The 17731-nt window shown below is 73.2% G+C and carries 18 protein-coding genes; 7 read left to right on the forward strand and 11 right to left on the reverse strand.

The genetic code is table 11. From position 1 onward, the window contains the following. Window positions 1-268 precede the first annotated feature (268 nt). The gene (locus tag ACFXHB_RS15300; protein ID WP_380574649.1) at window positions 269-787 is read left to right on the forward strand and encodes a DUF6879 family protein; all 519 of its coding nucleotides are present in this window, start codon (window positions 269-271) and stop codon (window positions 785-787) included. 13 nt (window positions 788-800) lie between these two features. Beyond that, the gene (locus ACFXHB_RS15305) at window positions 801-1649 is read left to right on the forward strand and encodes a helix-turn-helix domain-containing protein (RefSeq protein ID WP_380574623.1); all 849 of its coding nucleotides are present in this window, start codon (window positions 801-803) and stop codon (window positions 1647-1649) included. 115 nt (window positions 1650-1764) lie between these two features. Here ACFXHB_RS15305 and ACFXHB_RS15310 read toward each other — a convergent pair whose 3' ends face one another. Together ACFXHB_RS15310 and ACFXHB_RS15315 are read right to left on the reverse strand one after the other, a co-directional pair. After that, window positions 1765-2040 (reverse strand): hypothetical protein, encoded by a 276-nt coding sequence (locus ACFXHB_RS15310; RefSeq protein WP_380574624.1) that lies wholly within the window; start codon window positions 2038-2040, stop codon window positions 1765-1767. A gap of 101 nt (window positions 2041-2141) precedes the next feature. Next, window positions 2142-2603, reverse strand: coding sequence for a hypothetical protein (locus tag ACFXHB_RS15315; RefSeq protein WP_380574625.1), 462 nt, complete (start codon window positions 2601-2603; stop codon window positions 2142-2144). A 143-nt stretch (window positions 2604-2746) separates the two neighbouring features. Between ACFXHB_RS15315 and ACFXHB_RS15320 the strand changes: the two genes are divergently transcribed. The 3 genes from ACFXHB_RS15320 (at window position 2747) to ACFXHB_RS15330 (ending at window position 5583) form a co-directional block, all read left to right on the forward strand. Then, the gene (locus tag ACFXHB_RS15320) at window positions 2747-3391 is read left to right on the forward strand and encodes a PhzF family phenazine biosynthesis protein (protein ID WP_380574626.1); all 645 of its coding nucleotides are present in this window, start codon (window positions 2747-2749) and stop codon (window positions 3389-3391) included. A gap of 237 nt (window positions 3392-3628) precedes the next feature. Continuing rightward, window positions 3629-5086 carry a hypothetical protein gene (locus ACFXHB_RS15325; protein WP_380574628.1) on the forward strand — a complete coding sequence of 486 codons (1458 nt, stop codon included), beginning with the start codon at window positions 3629-3631 and terminating at the stop codon, window positions 5084-5086. Between the two features lie 140 nt (window positions 5087-5226). After that, window positions 5227-5583, forward strand: a complete 357-nt coding sequence (locus tag ACFXHB_RS15330; protein ID WP_380574629.1) for a ribosomal protein L7/L12 — start codon at window positions 5227-5229, stop codon at window positions 5581-5583. 78 nt (window positions 5584-5661) lie between these two features. Here ACFXHB_RS15330 and ACFXHB_RS15335 read toward each other — a convergent pair whose 3' ends face one another. The 4 genes from ACFXHB_RS15335 to ACFXHB_RS15350 all read right to left on the reverse strand — a co-directional run bounded on the left by ACFXHB_RS15335 (window position 5662) and on the right by ACFXHB_RS15350 (window position 9176). Next, a complete protein-coding gene (locus ACFXHB_RS15335) occupies window positions 5662-6210 on the reverse strand; it encodes a VanZ family protein (RefSeq protein ID WP_380574630.1) in 549 nt (182 codons plus the stop codon). Window positions 6211-6408: 198 nt separating this feature from the next. Next, window positions 6409-6813 (reverse strand): hypothetical protein, encoded by a 405-nt coding sequence (locus tag ACFXHB_RS15340; protein WP_380574631.1) that lies wholly within the window; start codon window positions 6811-6813, stop codon window positions 6409-6411. Next, window positions 6810-8432, reverse strand: a complete 1623-nt coding sequence (locus ACFXHB_RS15345; protein ID WP_380574632.1) for an ATP-binding protein — start codon at window positions 8430-8432, stop codon at window positions 6810-6812. Before ACFXHB_RS15345 ends, ACFXHB_RS15340 begins: the two co-directional genes overlap by 4 nt. Before the next feature lie 66 nt (window positions 8433-8498). Then, window positions 8499-9176 carry a response regulator transcription factor gene (locus tag ACFXHB_RS15350; protein WP_329487983.1) on the reverse strand — a complete coding sequence of 226 codons (678 nt, stop codon included), beginning with the start codon at window positions 9174-9176 and terminating at the stop codon, window positions 8499-8501. Between the two features lie 270 nt (window positions 9177-9446). On the opposite strand from ACFXHB_RS15350, the gene ACFXHB_RS15355 reads away from it, so the two are divergent. Further along, on the forward strand, window positions 9447-10430 hold the full coding sequence (locus ACFXHB_RS15355) for a SigE family RNA polymerase sigma factor (protein ID WP_380574633.1): 984 nt from the start codon (window positions 9447-9449) through the stop codon (window positions 10428-10430). 203 nt (window positions 10431-10633) lie between these two features. On the opposite strand, the gene ACFXHB_RS15360 is transcribed toward ACFXHB_RS15355, so the two are convergent. The 4 genes from ACFXHB_RS15360 to deoC all read right to left on the reverse strand — a co-directional run bounded on the left by ACFXHB_RS15360 (window position 10634) and on the right by deoC (window position 14901). Beyond that, complete coding sequence (locus tag ACFXHB_RS15360) at window positions 10634-11269, reverse strand: ATP-binding protein (protein WP_380574634.1); 636 nt, start codon at window positions 11267-11269, stop codon at window positions 10634-10636. A gap of 248 nt (window positions 11270-11517) precedes the next feature. Next, window positions 11518-12420, reverse strand: coding sequence for an aldehyde dehydrogenase family protein (locus ACFXHB_RS15365; protein WP_380574635.1), 903 nt, complete (start codon window positions 12418-12420; stop codon window positions 11518-11520). Continuing rightward, a complete protein-coding gene (locus tag ACFXHB_RS15370; protein WP_380574636.1) occupies window positions 12413-13909 on the reverse strand; it encodes an aldehyde dehydrogenase family protein in 1497 nt (498 codons plus the stop codon). Before ACFXHB_RS15370 ends, ACFXHB_RS15365 begins: the two co-directional genes overlap by 8 nt. Window positions 13910-13914: 5 nt before the next feature. Further along, the gene (gene deoC / locus ACFXHB_RS15375; protein WP_380574638.1) at window positions 13915-14901 is read right to left on the reverse strand and encodes a deoxyribose-phosphate aldolase; all 987 of its coding nucleotides are present in this window, start codon (window positions 14899-14901) and stop codon (window positions 13915-13917) included. 224 nt (window positions 14902-15125) lie between these two features. On the opposite strand from deoC, the gene ACFXHB_RS15380 reads away from it, so the two are divergent. Next, window positions 15126-15803, forward strand: a complete 678-nt coding sequence (locus ACFXHB_RS15380) for a PH domain-containing protein (RefSeq protein ID WP_380574639.1) — start codon at window positions 15126-15128, stop codon at window positions 15801-15803. A gap of 93 nt (window positions 15804-15896) precedes the next feature. Here ACFXHB_RS15380 and ACFXHB_RS15385 read toward each other — a convergent pair whose 3' ends face one another. Beyond that, window positions 15897-17615 carry a phospho-sugar mutase gene (locus ACFXHB_RS15385; RefSeq protein ID WP_380574640.1) on the reverse strand — a complete coding sequence of 573 codons (1719 nt, stop codon included), beginning with the start codon at window positions 17613-17615 and terminating at the stop codon, window positions 15897-15899. Window positions 17616-17731: the final 116 nt, after the last annotated feature.

Genomic DNA, 17731 nt, shown 5'->3' on the forward strand with positions numbered 1-17731 from the left:
GTGGGTCTCGTGTTTTTTTTTTTAATACCCCTCTCCTTTTGCGTGGGGGGGCCCCCCGTGGGGGGGGGTGTCGGGGGGGGGGGGCCCTCCTCCCCCCCCCCCCCCACCACGGAAAGTCCCGCCGGCCGGCCGCATTGCAGCAGATTGCACGGATGCGCCCCTGCGCTGCCCCGGTGCCTCCGGGCGCCGGGGCAATGTTCTTGACCCCGTGAGCTACCGGGAGAAGTCTTGCGGCGGAACGTCGACCGCTCGTGCTTCGGGGGAGAGCGTGCAACCACCGGCTCGTGAGGCTCTGGCCGTGGCCCGGTATTCGGCCGTGCACCTGGAGATGCGCGACAGCTACATGCGGGACGATCCCGCCTTCATCGCCTGGCAAGACGGGGCTCGATCCGATCCTGGGAATCGGGCGTCGTGGTGGGAGTCCTGGCACGACGTGGTCAGTGCCGCGGTAGCCAGGGGAGTCACAGTCCGGCGGGCGCGCATCGTCTCCGAGCCGATCAGCGACTACGTCCGCTATGAGTACGACGGGACGTTCGCCAACATTGCCGCAGGGGAGCTGGTGCGCTGGCTTCCACGGCGGCAGACGCGCGATCTCGCCCTCCCAGGGCCGGACTTCTGGGTCTTCGACGATGAGACCGTGCTCTTCCACCACTTCACTGGTGACGGGCACTTGGACATTGACGGCCGTGAGTACGTGACCGATCCCGATCTGGCGAAGCTGTGCGGATCAGCCTTCGAATCCGTGTGGCAGCGGGCCGTCCCCCACGAGGAGTACCAGCCGCGCTGAGCGGCCGAAGCCCATGTCCGATCCAGCATCGTCAAGTGTCCAGCAGGCCCGTCGGGATCTCGCCGATCGGCTCGGCGAGATCCGCCGGGAGGCAGGTCTCTCCGGGCGGGAGCTCGCCGACCGTTGTGGCTGGCACCCGTCCAAGTCCTCGCGGATCGAGAACGCCCGGACGTTGCCCTCGCCCGGCGATCTCCTGGCCTGGTGTCGGGCGTCCGGGGCGGACGACCGGGCGCCGGATCTCATCGCCTCGTTGCGGGCGGTCGACGGCATGTTCGTCGAATGGCGGCGCATGGAGAAGGACGGTCTGAAGCGCGTACAGGAGTCGGTCATGCCGCGCTACGAGCGCACCCGCCGCTTCCGTGCCTACTCCTCCTGGCTGGTCCCCGGGCTTTTGCAAACTCGCGCGTACACCACGTCGGTGCTCCGGGCCGTCCAGCGGCGTCGCTCAACCCTGGATGACGTGGACGCCGCCGTCGATGTGCGGATGGAGCGGCAGCGGGTCCTCCACGAGGGCGACCGCCGGTTCGCCTTCCTCGTGGAGGAGTCCGTGCTGCGCTCCGGCCCCGGCGGCCGGGACGTCCAGCGCGAGCAGCTCGCCCACCTGCTCACCGTCGGCACGTTGCCCAACGTGAGCCTCGGTGTCGTGCCCATGAGTCCGGACCGCCTGCGGATGCCCGTCGAGGGGTTCTGGATCTACGACGCGGCCCAGGTGAACGTGGAGCTGGTCTCCGGGTACCTCACCATCAGCCAGCCCACTGAGATCGCCCTGTACGTCCAGGCCTTCGGCGAGCTGGCGGAGCAGGCCGTTCACGGTGAGCCGGCCCGCGCCCTGATCGGCGCGGCGGCGGACCTGCTGGGGTGAGGTACTGCGGGAGTGTCCCGTCACGGGGGCGCCCAGCGGCGACCCGCTGACGCGCTCTTCCCCCGGGACCTGCACCGCCCGACGCCCTGACGCGTCCGCCGTCGCCCCGGACGGATCAGAAGTACGTCAGCCAGCCGAAGGTGGCGAAGTACGCGCGGCGCAGGGCGTTGCGGCCGCGGCCGCCGAGCGCGGTGATGACGGCCAGGGCGATCACGAACCAGACGGCGAGGACGGCCGCGATGCCCACGGCCCACCCGGGCCGTCCGGCGACCCACCAAGTGATGGCGACCGCGCCCACGGCCACGAGCAGCCCGACATGGGCGTCGCCCAGGTCGGGCCGCTCCTCGCTGCGGTCCGGGGAAGGCGCCGGATCCGGTTCGTCAGGTGTCATCGTCGGCCTCTACCGGTCCGGTGGCGGATGGGCGTGAAGTGGCGCCCCGTCATTGCACCAGGGGTGGCCGGCCACCGGAAGGGCGGGGCCGGCCACCGGGCTCAGCCCGCCGGGTGCTGCGGCTGGCCCGCGGGCTGAACGGGCTGGGCGCCCGGGGCGGCCTGCGGCGGGACGGGGGCGCCCTGCGCGTACGGGTTCGGCGTGGCGTTCGGGTTGTAGGCCGCGTTCGGGTTGTACTGCGGCGCGTTCGGGTCGTACGGGACCGGCTGCGGGGCCGGGGCGTTGCTGCGGGCCACCATCGCCTTCACGGCGTTGACGATCAGCAGCACCGGCAGGATGAACGCCTGGAAGAACATCCGGTACTCGCCGCCCTCGAAGACGAACGCGAGGTAGTACGCGTAGCCGGTGAACGCGAGACCGGCGATCACGTTGATGGCGCGCCAGCCGGCACTCAGGCCGCCGCCGAGGTTGACCGCGCCGAGCACGACCATGGCGATGCCGCTGATCGCCAGCAGCACGACATACCAGGAGAAAAGGGGGTCAACGGTGAAGTCGAGATTCACGGAGGTGATTCCTGTGGGAGGTGAGAAGGGGAGAACTGATGGGGACGAGTGCGCACAGTACTGGAGCCCGCCGACATTCGCCGCCGCGTTTTCGTCACGGACTCATTGCTGAATCCACCCCCCGCCCGTGGTTGGGTGGGCGAATGACTGACTATGAGGTCCTTCGGGTCTTTTGCGGCCCCGACGGCGGGCACGGCAACGAACTCGGCGTGGTCCGCGACGGCGCGGCCGTCCCCGGCGAGGCCGGCCGGCTGGCCGTCGCCCGTGAACTCGGCTTCAGCGAGACCGTCTTCGTCGACGACGCCGAGCGCGGCGCGATCGACATCTACACCCCGAGCGTTCGCCTGCCGTTCGCCGGCCACCCGTGCGTCGGCGCGGCCTGGCTGCTCGGCGCGGACCGGCTGGAGACCGCCGCCGGTACCGTCCGGGCGCGCCACGAAGGGGAGTTCACCCGCATCGAGGCCCGCGCCGCGTGGGCGCCGGGGCGCACGCTGAAGCGGTACGGCTCCGCCGCCGAGGTGGACGCCCTGGACGTCCCGCCGCCGGGCGAGTGGATCTACGCCTGGGCCTGGCAGGACGAGGGGGCGGGCACCGTACGGGCGCGCGCCTTCCCCGGCCGCGGCGACGGGATCGACGAGGACGAGGCCACCGGCGCCGCCGCGCTGCTGCTCACGGCCGAGCTGCGGCGCGATCTGACGATCACCCAGGGGCTCGGTTCGCAGCTCGTCACGGCCGTCCGCCCCGGGGGTCTGGTCGAGGTCGGCGGCCGGGTCCGGCGGGCCGGGTAACAGCCGTGCGGCGGAGCGGAATCGGTCGGCGCGGACGCCTTCGGTGGCCCGCACCGAGTGTTCGTCCCGGCGACCGAAACTCCTTCACGATTGGTCCACACGTTCGGATATGATGCGGCCGTTGCTGGAGTTTGGGGGCGAAGCAGCGGGACGGTCATGGCCTGCGTAGGGAGCCCGCACAGTCGCCGGCGACGGACTCGCTGCCGGGCAAGGCCCGCTCTCCTCCGTGAGGTTCCATTGCGTACTCAGCACCGCGGCCTCCTCGCCCTGGCCGCCACCGCGACTCTCGTCTCCGGCACCGCCCTGGCCTCCGCGCCGGCCGCGCTCGCCGCCCCGTCGACCGCTCGGAGCACCCAGAGCCCGCAGGGCACCCGGGCGCAGAGCGCGCCGGTGTCGATCACGTTGGACGGCCTTCCCGGGACCGTCACCGCCGGTGCGGCGCCGGTCGAGTTCACCGCGACCCTGCGCAACTCCGCCGACCACGCGGTGGACGCCACGACCGGGTTCACCCTGGCGGACGTCAACTCGGGTATCAAGGAGACCCAGCTCAAGCTGGAGTTCCAGGCGCCCGGCAGCGGCCAGTGGAAGGCCGCCCTGCTCGGCCCCGGCCAGCAGGTCGGCGCCGTCTGGGAGTTGGACACCTTCGCCACCAGGATCAGCGTGCCGGCCAAGGCCTCGGTCAGCTACCGGCTGCGGCTCGCCGTCACCGCCGGTGCCGCGGGCGGAACGGCGACGGCCGCGTTCCGGGCCGTGGTGTCGGATCCGACGCTGCCGCCGGAGCAGCGGATCTCCAACCCCTTCAGCGAGTACGCGCGCTTCACCGTCCTCCCGGCGGGCGGGTCGAACACCCCGACGCCGGCCCCCGCGCCCGGCCCGGCCGAGCTGAGCGTCGAAGGCGTCCCGGTCTCCTTCACCGCCGGTGGCCAGGGGCGGCCGTTCAAGCTGGTCGTCGCCAACCACAGCGGCAAGGACATCCGGGTCCAGCCCGAGGTCACCGTCCAGGTCGAGGGTCCGTTGCCCGCCGACGCGGTCCGGTTCGAGTTCCTGACCCCGGACGGCGGGTGGCTGCCCGCCATCGCCCGGCAGGAGGACCCGGCCCCGGGGCAGCTGCACTTCGGGCTCGTCACGGGCGACAAGGAGGGCGACCTGGTCCGGCTGCGTGACGGCGCCTCCCGCACGATCGAGGTCCGGTTGGCCTTTACCGAGGACGCCCCGCTCGGGAGCGCGTCCGTGCAGCTGACCGGCCACAGCCTGCCGGAGGGCAGCGGACTCGCCGCCACGACCTCCAGTCGGGCGGTCCGGTTCACCGTCGCGGCGCCGAGCGCCTCGGGCACGCCGTCGGCCCCGCCGTCCCCCTCGGCGTCGCCGGCGGCCCCGGCCCCCGCCACCCCGACCGCCCCGGCGGCGGCGAGCACGCCCCCGGCCGCGGCGCCGGTCGCGCCCTCGCAGACCACCGCCGCCGTGGTCGCCGCCGGGCAGGTCACCGGAGCGGCCCCGAGCCAGCCGGCGGCCGCGGCCGCTCCGGCGGCGGCCCCCGTCCCGGTGCCGGAGGCCGGGCTGGCGTCGACCGGCGGCGGCTCCTCCTCCGCGCCGATGGCGATCACCGGCGCCATGGCGATCGGGATGGGCGTGGGCACCCTGGGCGTCCTGGTCGCCAAGCGCCGCCGGCAGCGCGCGCACCGCCTCGTCCGCTGACCGCTGGCCGGGCTCATCGAGGCACGGCCGAGCAAGCGAGACCGACCGGGTGGTTCCACGCAAGCGGGACCGAGCGAGCGGGACCGAGCGAGCGGGACCGACGAAGCGCGGCCGCACAGGCGCGACCGAGAGGTGAGCCGGTGGAGGAACCGGAGTTCGTCGTCGAACTGACCGGCGCGGGGGAGCGGCGGATCGAGCTGCTTCGCGCCCTCCGTCTGCTGTCCGGCCTGAGCCTGTGGCACGGGAAGCTGTTCCTGGAGGGTCTGCCCGCCCCCGTCCGGGACGGCAACCTGCGCGACCTGGACGACGCGGTGGCCCGCCTGCGCGCGGCGGGCGGGCAGGTCGCGGTGCGCTGCCGGGCGTGCGGGCGGGCCGCCCCCGAACGCGGGAGGCTGATCGACCCCGCCCCGTGCGCGGTGTCCGCCCCCGGTGCCTATTACTGCCCGGCGAGTGCCGACCCGCCTCGGTGGCCGTGGGACGAGACCGGCTCCGCGTAGACGGGCGGGCCGCTCGGCACGCGACCGGCGGGCGGGCACCAGGGGGGTGAGGTGGACGGCGGCGAGTGGCGAGCCGCCTCAGTGGCCGTGGGACGAGGCCGGCTCCCCGTAGACGGGCGCGGGCACCGGCGCGGGCACCGGCGCGGGCGCGGGCGCCGGGGCGGGCCGCTCGGCACGCGGTCGGCGGGGCCGGTTCAGCAGCGACCGGCAGGCGGGCACCAGGGCGAGGTGGACGACGGCGACGCCGACGACGGCGAACAGTATGTGGTCGACGTTCAGGACGTGGCCCGGGGCCCAGGAGGAGAGGAACTCCAGGGCGGTCGCCAGCAGCGCGGAGGCGCCCGTGGTGCGGAGGAAGGACGGCAGCCAGCGGGCCCGGAGGCGGCCGCCGGCCAGCGGGAGCAGCACGCCGAGCGGGGCCAGCAGGAGCAGTTCGCCCAGCAACTGCCAGGCGGTGGAGAAGCGGAGCGAGGCGAGCGGCGTCAGATTGGCGTCGTAGACCCAGGCCACCGGCAGCGGTCTCAGCACCAACCAGCCGGCCAGGGCCAGATGGAGGGTGAGGCCGATCAGGCCCGCCAGCCGTAGGGGACGGTGGACGGCCGCCGCCGGCCCGGTCTCGGTCCGCACGCCGGAACGCTCGTCGCGTGCCCTGGTGCCATCTCGCTGCACGCGGGGAAGGACGTGAGCCGGTGGCGCGGTGGTTCCACGCCCGGCGTGAACAATCCACCGCACGCCCGGAGCAGCCCGAAGTGGCCCGAAACGGCCTGGAAAAGGTCGAATCAGGCCTTGTTCGGTCCACACATGGCCGCGTGTGGGCAGGACCGATCAGCGACAGGTGGGCGATGCCGTCGGGGCCGGGGATGCCACCGCGCTGAACACGTTGTCCGCCGGCGCGGACGGCCCGGAGGCCCGCGCGGCCGACGGCGCCGGGCTCACGAACGGTTTCACCGAGGAATGCGCGGCGGGCGCCGTCGGGCCGACCGGCGAGGGTGTGGCCGGCGCCGTGGGTATGGTCGGCGCGGTCGGGCAGGCCGTCCGGCTGGCGGGCGCGCCCGCGTCCACCGGGACGGCGGTCGGCCGGATGCCGCACCCGGCGGCGAGGGCGGCCAGCGCGACCAGCCCGGCCGCGCCGAGCACCCGGCCCGGCCGGGAGGTGCGGGACGGACGGGCCGGGCGCGAGGGGCGCGACAGGCCGGCGGGACCGGCCGGAACGGACGGGCGGGAGGTCACTGCGCACTCTCCTCGGAGTCGGCGGCCGCCGGCGGCGGAGGCTGGGTCCGCGGCAGCGTCAGCGTGAACACCGCCCCCACCTCCCCGTTGGCGGCCGTGATCGTCCCCCCGTGGATCTGTGCGTTGGCCATCGCGATGGACAGGCCCAGACCGCTGCCCTCGGACCGCGCCCGCCCCTTGTCGGCCTTGTAGAAACGGTCGAAGACGTGCGGCAGCACGTCCTCGGGGATGCCCGGGCCGCTGTCGGAGACCTCGATGACCACCGAGCCGACCGCCGGACCGGCCGTCCCGGCGCCCTCCGGACCGCCCACCGGGCCACCCTCCGGACCGCCCTCGGAACCGCTCGCCGTCGTACCACCCTCCGGGTCGACCGCGGGCCCCACCTCACGGACCGTCACCCGCACCGGCGAGCCGCCGTGCTTGAGCGCGTTGCCGATCAGGTTGGCGAAGACCACGTCCAGCCGGCGCGGGTCGACCACGGCCCGGACGCCGCGCGGGGCGTCCAGTTCGACCGCGTCGTACCAGGCCCGGCCGTCGATGCAGGACATGATCAGATCGGAGATGTCCACCTCGTCGGCGACCAGCTTGGCCGTACCGGCGTCGAAGCGGGTCACCTCCATCAGGTTCTCCACCAGGTCGGACAGCCGCCGCGTCTCGTTGACCACCAGCCGCACGGCCGGTTCGATCATCGGGTCCAGCGACTCGGCCTCGTCCTCCAGGATGTCCGTCACGGCGGTCATCGCGGTCAGCGGGGTCCGCAGCTCGTGCGACATGTCGGCGACGAACCGCCGGCTCTGCGCCTCCCGCGCGCTCAGCTCCTCGACCTGCTCGTGCAGGGACTCCGCGGTGCGGTTGAACGTCCTCGCCAGGTCCGCGAGTTCGTCCGAGCCGTCGACCTCCAGCCGGGTGTCGAGATGTCCCTCGCCGAGCCGCCGGGCCGCGTCGCCGAGCCGCTTGACCGGGCGCAGCACCGTCGCCGACGCGGCCTGGGCGAGCAGCGCCGAGCCGATCAGCGCCAGCAGGGTGGCGATCGCCAGCGACCAGCCGAGGGTGTTCAGGTCGGCCCGCTCGTTCTCCAGCGACTTGAACATGTACGCCGTCGGCCCGGTCGGTACCACCTTGGTGCCGCCGATCACGAACGGCCGGCCGGCCAGGTTCTGCCGCTGCCAGTACAGGTGGTACGCGTACCGGTTGTTGTCGGTGACCTCGCGCGGCTTCGCCACGGTGTCCCGCAGCTTGGCCGGGACGTCGGCGAGCGTGTAGGACGTCGGGTCCGAGGAGGCGACGCAGTCCGGGCGGGCGGGGTCGGAGACCACCACCTCGTAGCTCAGTCCGGAGCTGGCGACGGTGGAGGCCAGTTGGTTCAGCTCGGCGCAGGTGGCGTTCAGCGGCAGCTCGGAGACGTTGCGGGTGAGCGAGACCCGGAAGTCGTTGAGAGCGGTGTCCTGGGCGCGCTTGAGCACCGCGTCCCGGTTCAGCCAGTACGCGATGCCGGAGGCCGAGACGGCGGCGAGCAATGCGACCGCGGCGAACACCGCGATCAGCCGCACCCGCAGGGAGCGCAGCCGTCGCCACGGGCCCGAGGAGAAGCGGCTGGTCGTCGTCTGGAGGTCAGTCACGGGAGCCTGTCGTTACGGAAGATCAGGAGAGGCGGGGTATCAGGAGCGCGGTGGGGCCGGGGGCGGTCACGCCGGAGGGTCCAGCCGGTAGCCGACCCCGCGCACGGTGCGGATCAGGGTGGGCGCCGAGGGCACGTCCTCGACCTTCGCCCGCAGCCGCTGGACGCACGCGTCCACCAGCCGGGAGTCGCCGAGGTAGTCGTGCTCCCAGACCAGGCGCAGCAACTGCTGGCGGGAGAGCGCCTGTCCGGGCCGGCGGCTGAGCTCCAGCAGCAGTCGCAGCTCGGTCGGGGTGAGCTGGAGGTCCTCGCCGTCCTTGGTGACGGTCATCGCCGCGCGGTCGATCACCACCGTGCCGTACGCGGAGGAGTCCGAGCTCTCCCGCTCACCGCGCCGCAGCACGGCCCGGATCCGGGCGTCCAGGACGCGCGGCTGCACCGGCTTGACGACGTAGTCGTCCGCGCCGGACTCCAGGCCGACCACGACGTCGATGTCGTCGGACCGGGCGGTGAGCAGGATGATCGGCAGCTGGTCGGTGCGGCGGATCCGGCGGCAGACCTCGAAGCCGTCGATTCCGGGCAGCATGACGTCCAGCACGATCAGGTCCGGCCGCTGCTCCTTGAAGAGCCTCAGACCGTCCTCGCCGGAGGCGGCGGTGGCCACTTTGTGGCCCTGGCGGGTGAGGGCGAGTTCGAGGCCGGTACGGATGGCGTCGTCGTCCTCGATCAGTAGGAGGAAAGGCACGGCCTCATTCTGGCTCACCCGGAGCGCCGAATCACCCCCCGGCACCGGCCACCGCCCGCGCGGGAACCGGAAGCCGGGCCACCGGCGTCCGTCACGGCGAGAAGCGCTGCGGGACGAAAGCCCCGCCCCTGTGACACCCCTGTGACAGTCGACGGACAGCGTCATCACAACCGGCGGGCAAGATTTTCCATGTCGCCGCAGGACAGCGGGCCAACAGGCCGGCTGAACGGCGGCAACAGGAACCGCTCGTACCGACCAAGGGGGCGCACGATGAACGCCAGGCTGCAGACCCGGACCAACCCGGCTGACCGCACGGCGCGCTCCTCATCGGCCACCCACCGGACCCGGTACGAGGTCAGGACCGACGAGAACTCCGGAGCCGTGATCGTGCGGGGGTGCGCCCACAGCGCCGGTGGAAATACTGTCGCCCGCCGGGTGAGCGGCGGCGGCAGGCAGGGGGAGCTGTACGGAATCGGCCACCGGGGGACCGTGGTCGACTCCGCCAACACCCTCACGCTGCGGGGGATCCTCCCCGTCCGCGTCGAGGGCAAGGACACCCTGGGGGGGAACGGGGAAATCGGGGGGAGCGGGCTGCGGAAGGTCGACTCGGGGGAGTCGGCCGGCCGCGGGACCGCCGGTGCGACGCTGCTGCGGCTGAACCCCGCGGCGGCCCGCACCACCGAGGCGGCACAGGGAGACGCGCAGGGGGAGCACTCGGCCGTCGCGGAGGACCACACCAAGGAGTTCACCGCGTACGTGCGCGAGCGCCGCGCCTCCCTGTACGCCACGGCGTACCACCTGACCGGTGACCGCTACGAGGCCGAGGACCTGCTGCAGAGCGCGCTCTTCAGCACCTACCGGGCCTGGGGCCGGATCACCGACAAGGCCGCGGTCGGGGGCTACCTCCGCCGCACCATGACCAACCTGCACATCTCCGCCTGGCGTCGCCGCAAGGTCAACGAGTACCCGACCGAGGAGCTGCCGGAGACGGTCGGCGACACCGACGCGATGGGCGGCACCGAGCTGCGCGCCGTGCTCTGGCAGGCGCTGGCGAAGCTGCCGGAGAACCAGCGGACCATGCTGGTGCTGCGCTACTACGAGGGCAAGACCGACCCGGAGATCGCCGACGTGCTCGGCATCAGCGTCGGCACGGTCAAGAGCAGCATCTGGCGCGCGCTGCGCCGGCTGCGCGACGACGAGCACCTGAACAAGTCGGGCGACACCGTCCGGGCGTTCGGCGAGCTGGTCGCCTGAGGAAGGGCCCCGAGAGGGGCGGGAACTCCCGTCGGGGGACGGGTGAGGACGGTCAGGGAACTGGCGGCGCCGGCTCGGGGGAGCGGCGCCACCGGGGGAGCCCGATGGCCGTCCGGGAAGACGGCGGGCCCGGTGCGGGGGAGACGCACCGGGCCCGCCGTCGTGCTGTTCCGCAGGGTCCCGGACCGGGCCGGGGCCGGGGCTCAGACGGCGGAGAGCTGCCGCCCGGCCGCCGCGCGGATCCGCCGGTCCGCCTCCGGCCCGGTGCAGGGATGGGCGCCCAGCCCGACCTGCCGGCCGACGATCGAGCGCTCCGCGCGCATCAGCCGCCAGCCGCGGCGGACCAGGACGGGCAGCGACTTGCGGCTCTCCCGGACGTCCCGGCGCAGCCGGCGCCAGGCGGTGGTGAGCGCGCCGTTGCGCAGGCACAGGGCGTCGCCCAGCAGGCCCTCGGCGGCGCAGTCGCCGGCGATCTCGGCGGCGAAGATGCCCTCGGCGATGAACGCGGGCGCGCCGGCCAGGTCCAGCACCCGGGTGGAGACGCGGCCGTTGGCCGGGATCGAGTACACCGGGACCTCGGCGCGGCCGGTCCCGTGGAGGTCGCGGATCGCGGCCACGGCCTGCTCGCGGTGCCAGGAGAGCGGGGAGTCCCAGTCGACCGCGCCGTCGGGCAGCAGCGGCAGGGTGGGGTCGTCCCCGTCCTTGTAGAAGTCGTCGAGCTGGAGCACCGGCAGGCCGCTGCGCTCCGCCAGTGAGGACTTGCCCGATCCGGAGGGTCCGGACAGCAGGACCACTCGGGCGCGGGCTATCGGCGCGGCATTCAGCGGGGAGTCACTCACGGGACACCAGTCTGACGCATCGGGGCCCGATGCCGAAACCGGTCGGATCACACCTTCTGCGGCGATCTTGGCGCGGCGCCGGGAAAGCCCGGGAAAGGCCGGGAAAGTCGACGGACCCGCGCCAGGGGGGGAGAGGCGCGGGTCCGTCCAATGACCGTCCGGGCCCTGGGGGGGTGAGGGCACTGGGGACGGCCAGTCTGTGGAGTTGTTACTCGGCGGGCCCACCGGGCCCACGGGTGACGAGGAGGTCAGATCCCCATCGGGTGCCAGACCGTCTTCGTCTCCAGGAACGAGAGTAGCCGGTCGGTACCGGGAGCATTGGTCCAGTCCTGGGCGAACGGGTCCAGCTCCGGACGGACCACCCTCTTCAGGGTATCCGCGGCAGCCGCTTCCAGCGCGCCCGCCGCGCCGGGACCGTCGGCGGCGATCGCGCCGGTGAGGTCCACCGCGTTGACGTCCTGGTGCGAGGCCAGGGTCGGCGCGATGTCGGCGGTCCGGCCGGAGACGATGTTGACCACGCCGCCGGGGACGTCCGAGGTGGCCAGCACCTCGCCCAGCGACAGGGCGGGCAGCGGCGCGTCGGCGGCGGCCGCGACGACCACGGTGTTGCCGGTGGCGATGGCGGGCGCGATCACCGAGACCAGGCCGAGCAGCGAGTGCCCGTAGCCGGCCTGCGGGGCGACGATCCCGACCACACCGGTCGGCTCCGGGGTGGAGAGGTTGAAGAACGGCCCGGCGACCGGGTTGGCGCCGCCCGCGATCTGGGCGACCTTGTCGGTCCAGCCCGCGTACCAGACCCAGCGGTCGATGGCGGCGTCCACCAGGGCGGCGGCCTTCTTCGGGCCGACGCCCTCGGAGAGCGCCACCTCGGCGGCGAACTGCTCACGCCGGCCCTGGAGCATCTCGGCGACGCGGTACAGCACCTGGCCGCGGTTGTACGCGGTGGTGCCGGCCCAGCCCTTGACCGCCGCGCGGGCGGCCACCACGGCGTCCCGGGCGTCCTTGCGGGTGCCGAGCGGGGCGTTGGCGAGCCACTCGCCCTTCGAGTCCGTCACCTCGTACACCCGTCCGCTCTCGGAGCGCGGGAACTTCCCGCCGACGTACAGCTTGTAGGTCTTGAGGACATCAAGACGGCTCACGACATCAGACATCTCGGGCCTCGACATTCAGGTAGGGCTCCAGACCGTGGCGGCCACCCTCGCGGCCGTAACCCGACTCCTTGTAGCCGCCGAACGGCGAGGTCGGGTCGAACTTGTTGAAGGTGTTGGCCCAGACCACGCCGGCCTTGAGCCGGTTGGCGGTCCAGAGGATGCGCGAGCCCTTCTCCGTCCAGATGCCGGCGGAGAGGCCGTACGGGGTGTTGTTGGCCTTCTCGACCGCCTCGGCGGGGGTGCGGAAGGTCAGCACCGACAGGACCGGCCCGAAGATCTCCTCCTGGGCGATCCGGTGGGCCTGGCTGACGCCGGTGAACAGGGTCGGCCTGAACCAGAAGCCGGTGCCCGGCAGCTCGCACGCGGGCGACCAGCGCTCGGCGCCCTCGGCCTCGCCGGCGTCGGTCAGCGCGGTGATCCGGGCCAGCTGGGCGGCCGAGTTGATGGCGCCGATGTCGGTGTTCTTGTCCAGCGGGTCGCCGACCCGCAGGGTGCCCATCCGACGCTTCAGGGCGTCCAGCAGCTCGTCGTGGATCGACTCCTGGACCAGCAGGCGCGAGCCCGCGCAGCAGACGTGGCCCTGGTTGAAGAAGATGCCGTTGACGATGCCCTCGACCGCCTGGTCGATCGGCGCGTCGTCGAAGACGATGTTCGCGGCCTTGCCGCCGAGCTCCAGCGAGAGCTTCTTGCGGGTGCCGGCGATCTGCTTGGCGATCGCCCGGCCGACCGGGGTGGAGCCGGTGAAGGCGACCTTGTTGACGTCCGGGTGCGAGGTGAGCGCGGCGCCGGTGCGGCCGTCACCGGTGACGATGTTGACGACGCCCTTCGGCAGACCCGCCTGACGGCAGATCTCGGCGAAGCGCAGCGCGGTCAGCGGGGTGGTCTCGGCCGGCTTCAGCACCACGGTGTTGCCGGTGGCCAGCGCCGGGGCGATCTTCCACGCCAGCATCAGCAGCGGGAAGTTCCACGGGATGACCTGGCCGGCCACACCCAGCGGGCGCGGGTTCGGGCCGTAACCGGCGAAGTCCAGCTTGTCGGCCCAGCCCGCGTAGTAGAAGAAGTGCGCGGCGACCAGTGGCAGATCGACGTCGCGGGTCTCGCGGATCGGCTTGCCGTTGTCGATCGACTCCAGCACGGCCAGCTCGCGGCTGCGCTCCTGGATGATCCGGGCGATCCGGAACAGGTACTTGGCGCGCTCGCTGCCCGGCAGCGCCGACCAGTCGGTGAAGGCCTTGCGGGCGGCGGCGACCGCGCGGTCGACGTCCTCCTCGGTGCCCTGGGCGAACTCGGCGAGCACCTGCTCGGTGGCCGGGTTGACCGTCTTCAGGGCCTCGCTGCCGGAGGAGTCGACGAACTCGCCGCCGATGAAGTGGCCGTAGGAGGTGGCGATGTCACCCGCGGCGGCGGAGGACTCGGGCGCCGGGGCGTAGCTGAAGAGGCCGCCGGCCGGCTGCGCCGTGGGCTCCTCGATGTTCTTCTTCTTGGCCATGGTGATCAGTCCACCGTCACGTAGTCGGGGCCGGAGTACCGTCCGGTGGTCAGCTTCTGACGCTGCATCAGCAGATCGTTGAGCAGGCTGGACGCGCCGAAGCGGAACCAGTGCGGGGTCAGCCAGTCGTCGCCGAGGGTCTCGTTGACCATCACCAGGTACTTCATGGCGTCCTTGGTGGTCTTGATGCCACCGGCGGGCTTCACGCCGACCTGGACACCGGTCTGCGCCTTGAAGTCGCGGACGGCCTCCAGCATCAGCAGGGTGACCGGCGGGGTCGCGTTGACGGCGACCTTGCCGGTGGAGGTCTTGATGAAGTCGGCGCCGGCCAACATCGCCAGCCACGAGACGCGGCGCACGTTGTCGTACGTCTGCAGCTCGCCGGTCTCGAAGATCACCTTGAGGTGGGCGGCGGTGCCGTCGGGGCGCTTGCACGCCTCCTTGACGGCGACGATCTCGTTGAAGACGTCCAGGTAACGGCCGGAGAGGAAGGCGCCCCGGTCGATCACCATGTCGATCTCGTCGGCGCCGGCCGCGACCGCGTCGGCGGTGTCGGCGAGCTTCACCGGGAGCGCGGCGCGCCCGGCGGGGAAGGCGGTGGCGACGGAGGCGACCTGGATGTCGGTGCCCCGCAGGGCGTCCTTCGCGGTGGCGACCATGTCCGGATAGACACAGATGGCGGCGACGCGCGGGGTGGTCGGGTCGGACGGATCCGGGGTCCGGCCCTTGGCGCACAGCGCGCGCACCTTGCCGGCGGTGTCCGCGCCTTCGAGCGTGGTCAGGTCGATCATCGAGATGGCCAGGTCGATGGCGTACGCCTTCGCCGTGGTCTTGATCGAGCGGGTACCGAGAGTGGCGGCACGCGCCTCCAGGCCGACCTGGTCGACGCCGGGCAGGCCGTGCAGGAAGCGGCGGAGCGAGGCTTCGGACGCCGCAACGTCCGCAAGACCGCTGCCCGCAGCGCCGGGGGCATTGGCTGCAAGAGTGGACATAGTCACCACACCAGCATATCTACGCGCGTAGTCAACCGCTAGGCCCCCCACCTTTCGATGCCGGACCGATATCTCGGCGCGGCGGGGCCCGGTTCCGGGGTGGCCTCGGCGGGTCGGGGGCGGCGCGGGGGTGGACTCACCCGAACGGGGAGGAGGACGGCCGAGGTCGCCACGGTGATCGCCGCCCCTGTAGATCAGGGGGAGCATGGGGCAGAATCGTCGCCATGACCGAATCCGACGGCAAGCCCCACCAGGGCTCGGCCGGCTCCGACGGGGAGCCCGTGTACGCGGACCGCGTGTACCGCTCCATTCCCGGTGTCATCTCCGGTGTGCTGCTGCTGGCCGTGGCCGGGTGGCTGATCGCGGACGCGGCGCTGAACGGGACGGGCAAGACCCCGTACGTGTCGTTGGCCGCGGTACCGGTGTTCGCCTTCCCGGTGATCGCCTACACGCTGCGGCCGGCGGTGCGGGTGAACGACCGGCGGCTGGTGGTGCGCAACCCGCTGCGGACGATCACGGCGCCCTGGGCGTCGGTGGACGCGCTGCGCGCGGGCTACTCGGTGGAGCTGCTGACCGGGGGCCACAAGTACCAGGTGTGGGCCGTGCCGGTGTCGTTGCGCCAGCGCAAGCGGGCCAACCGGATCCAGCAGCGCGGCGGCACCGAGCAGCACGCCTCCCGGCTGGGGGCGGCCTTCGGCCGGCCCGCCCCGTCGGTGGTCGAGGGCGCGCCGGACCCGAACCGGGCCTGGTCCGACCAGGTGGTCGCGATCCTGCAGGAGACGGCCGAGCGCAACGCGGCGAACCCCGCCGCGGCCGGCCCGGTCGTGGTGCGGTGGTGCTGGTGGATCATCGCGCCGACCCTGCTCGGTCTGGCCGCGCTGATCACCGCGATCGCGGTCTGAGGACCCGGCGCGGTCCGAGGAGACGACGAAGAGGCCCCCGCCGCGGCGGGGGCCTCTTACGGTCGCGCGGCAGGGACCGGCGCGCCGGGTGGATCAGCCGTCGATGCCGGCGGCCGCGGCCAGGTCGCGCTTGATCGCGCCGAGCAGCTCGGCGGCACGCTCCCGGGCGCCGGCCAGGTCGGCGGCGGAGCCGACCGGCAGGACGACCTCCAGGTAGCACTTCAGCTTGGGCTCGGTGCCCGACGGCCGGACCACGATCCGGGCCGAGCGGACGGCCTCGCCGGCCAGGTAGTAGCGCAGGCCGTCGGTCGGCGGCAGGTCGGCGGAGCCGGCGGTCAGGTCGTCGGCCCGGGTGACGGTGAGACCGGCCAGCACGGTCGGAGGCCGCTCGCGCAGGCGCCGCATCGCCTCGGCGATCAGCGTGAGGTCCTCCACCCGGACGGAGAGCTGGTCGGTGGCGTGCAGGCCGTGCTCCAGCGCCAGGTCGTCCAGCAGGTCGGCGAGGGTGCGGCCGGACCGCTTGAGGGTGGCGGCCAGCTCGGCGACCAGCAGGGCGGCGGTGATGCCGTCCTTGTCGCGCACGCCCTGCGGGTCGACGCAGTAGCCGAGCGCCTCCTCGAAGCCGTAGCGCAGGCCGTCGGCGCGGGCGATCCACTTGAAGCCGGTCAGCGTCTCGGCGTAGCCCAGCCCGGCGGCCTCGGCGATCCGGCTGAGCAGGGTGGAGGAGACGATGGTGGTGGCGAAGGTGCCGGTGGCCTGCTTGGCGACCAGCGCGGCGCCGAGCAGCGCGCCCACGTCGTCGCCGCGCAGCATCCGCCAGCCGGTGCCGTTGCCGCCGGCGGCGTTCCCGTTGACCGGGACGGCCACCGCGCAGCGGTCGGCGTCCGGGTCGTTGGCGATGACGATGTCCGGGCCGACCGAGGCGGCGGTGCGGAAGGCGAGGTCCATCGCCCCCGGCTCCTCCGGGTTGGGGAAGGCCACGGTCGGGAAGTCCGGGTCGGGTTCGGCCTGCTCGGCGACCACGGTGGGCGCGGGGAAGCCGGCCCGGCGGAAGGCGGCGACCAGGGTGTCCCGGCCGACGCCGTGCATCGGGGTGTAGACGACGTCCAGGTCGCGCGGGCTGTGCGGGTCCACGGTGGAGACGGCGCGGGTCAGGTACGCGTCCACGACGTCCTCGCCGAGCACGTCCCAGCCGTCCTCGGCGAGCGGGACCTCGGTGAGCGAGCCGATCGCGTCGATCTCGGCGGCGATCCCGGCGTCGGCCGGCGGGACGATCTGCGAGCCGTCGCCCAGGTAGACCTTGTAGCCGTTGTCCTGCGGCGGGTTGTGGCTGGCCGTGACGGTGACGCCGGCGGCCGCGCCCAGGTGGCGGACCGCGAAGGCGAGCACCGGGGTGGGCAGGGCGCGCGGCAGCAGGGCGGCCCGCAGGCCGGCGCCGACCACCACGGCGGCGGTGTCGCGGGCGAAGTCGTAGGACTTGTGCCGGGCGTCGTAGCCGATGACGACCAGGTCGCCCAGGTTCTCCTTCTTCACGTACGCCACCAGGCCGGCGGCGGCCCGGATCACCACGGCGCGGTTCATCCGCATCGGGCCCGCGCCCAGCTCGCCGCGCAGGCCGGCGGTACCGAACTGGAGCCGGTCGGAGAACCGCTCGGCCAGGCGCGACCAGGCGAGCTTGCTGTCCGACTCGGCGTCCGGGCCCTCGGCCTCCGCCAGCAGCGCGGCCAGCTCCTCGCGGGTCTGCGGGTCGGGGTCCTCGGCCAGCCAGGTCCGGGCCCGGGCGAGGAGGTCGGTGGTGGGTGCCTGCGTCATGGCTGCAGCTCCATCGGGAAGTGCGTCGGTTCGGTCGGCCGGAGGGTTCCGCAAGAAGGGGGCGCGCATGCGGACGGGGTCCGCGGGCGGCTGTGATCCGCTGATCACAGCCGCCC

Origin of the sequence: Kitasatospora sp. NPDC059327 (assembly GCF_042752535.1) — a bacterium.
Lineage (GTDB): Bacteria > Actinomycetota > Actinomycetes > Streptomycetales > Streptomycetaceae > Kitasatospora.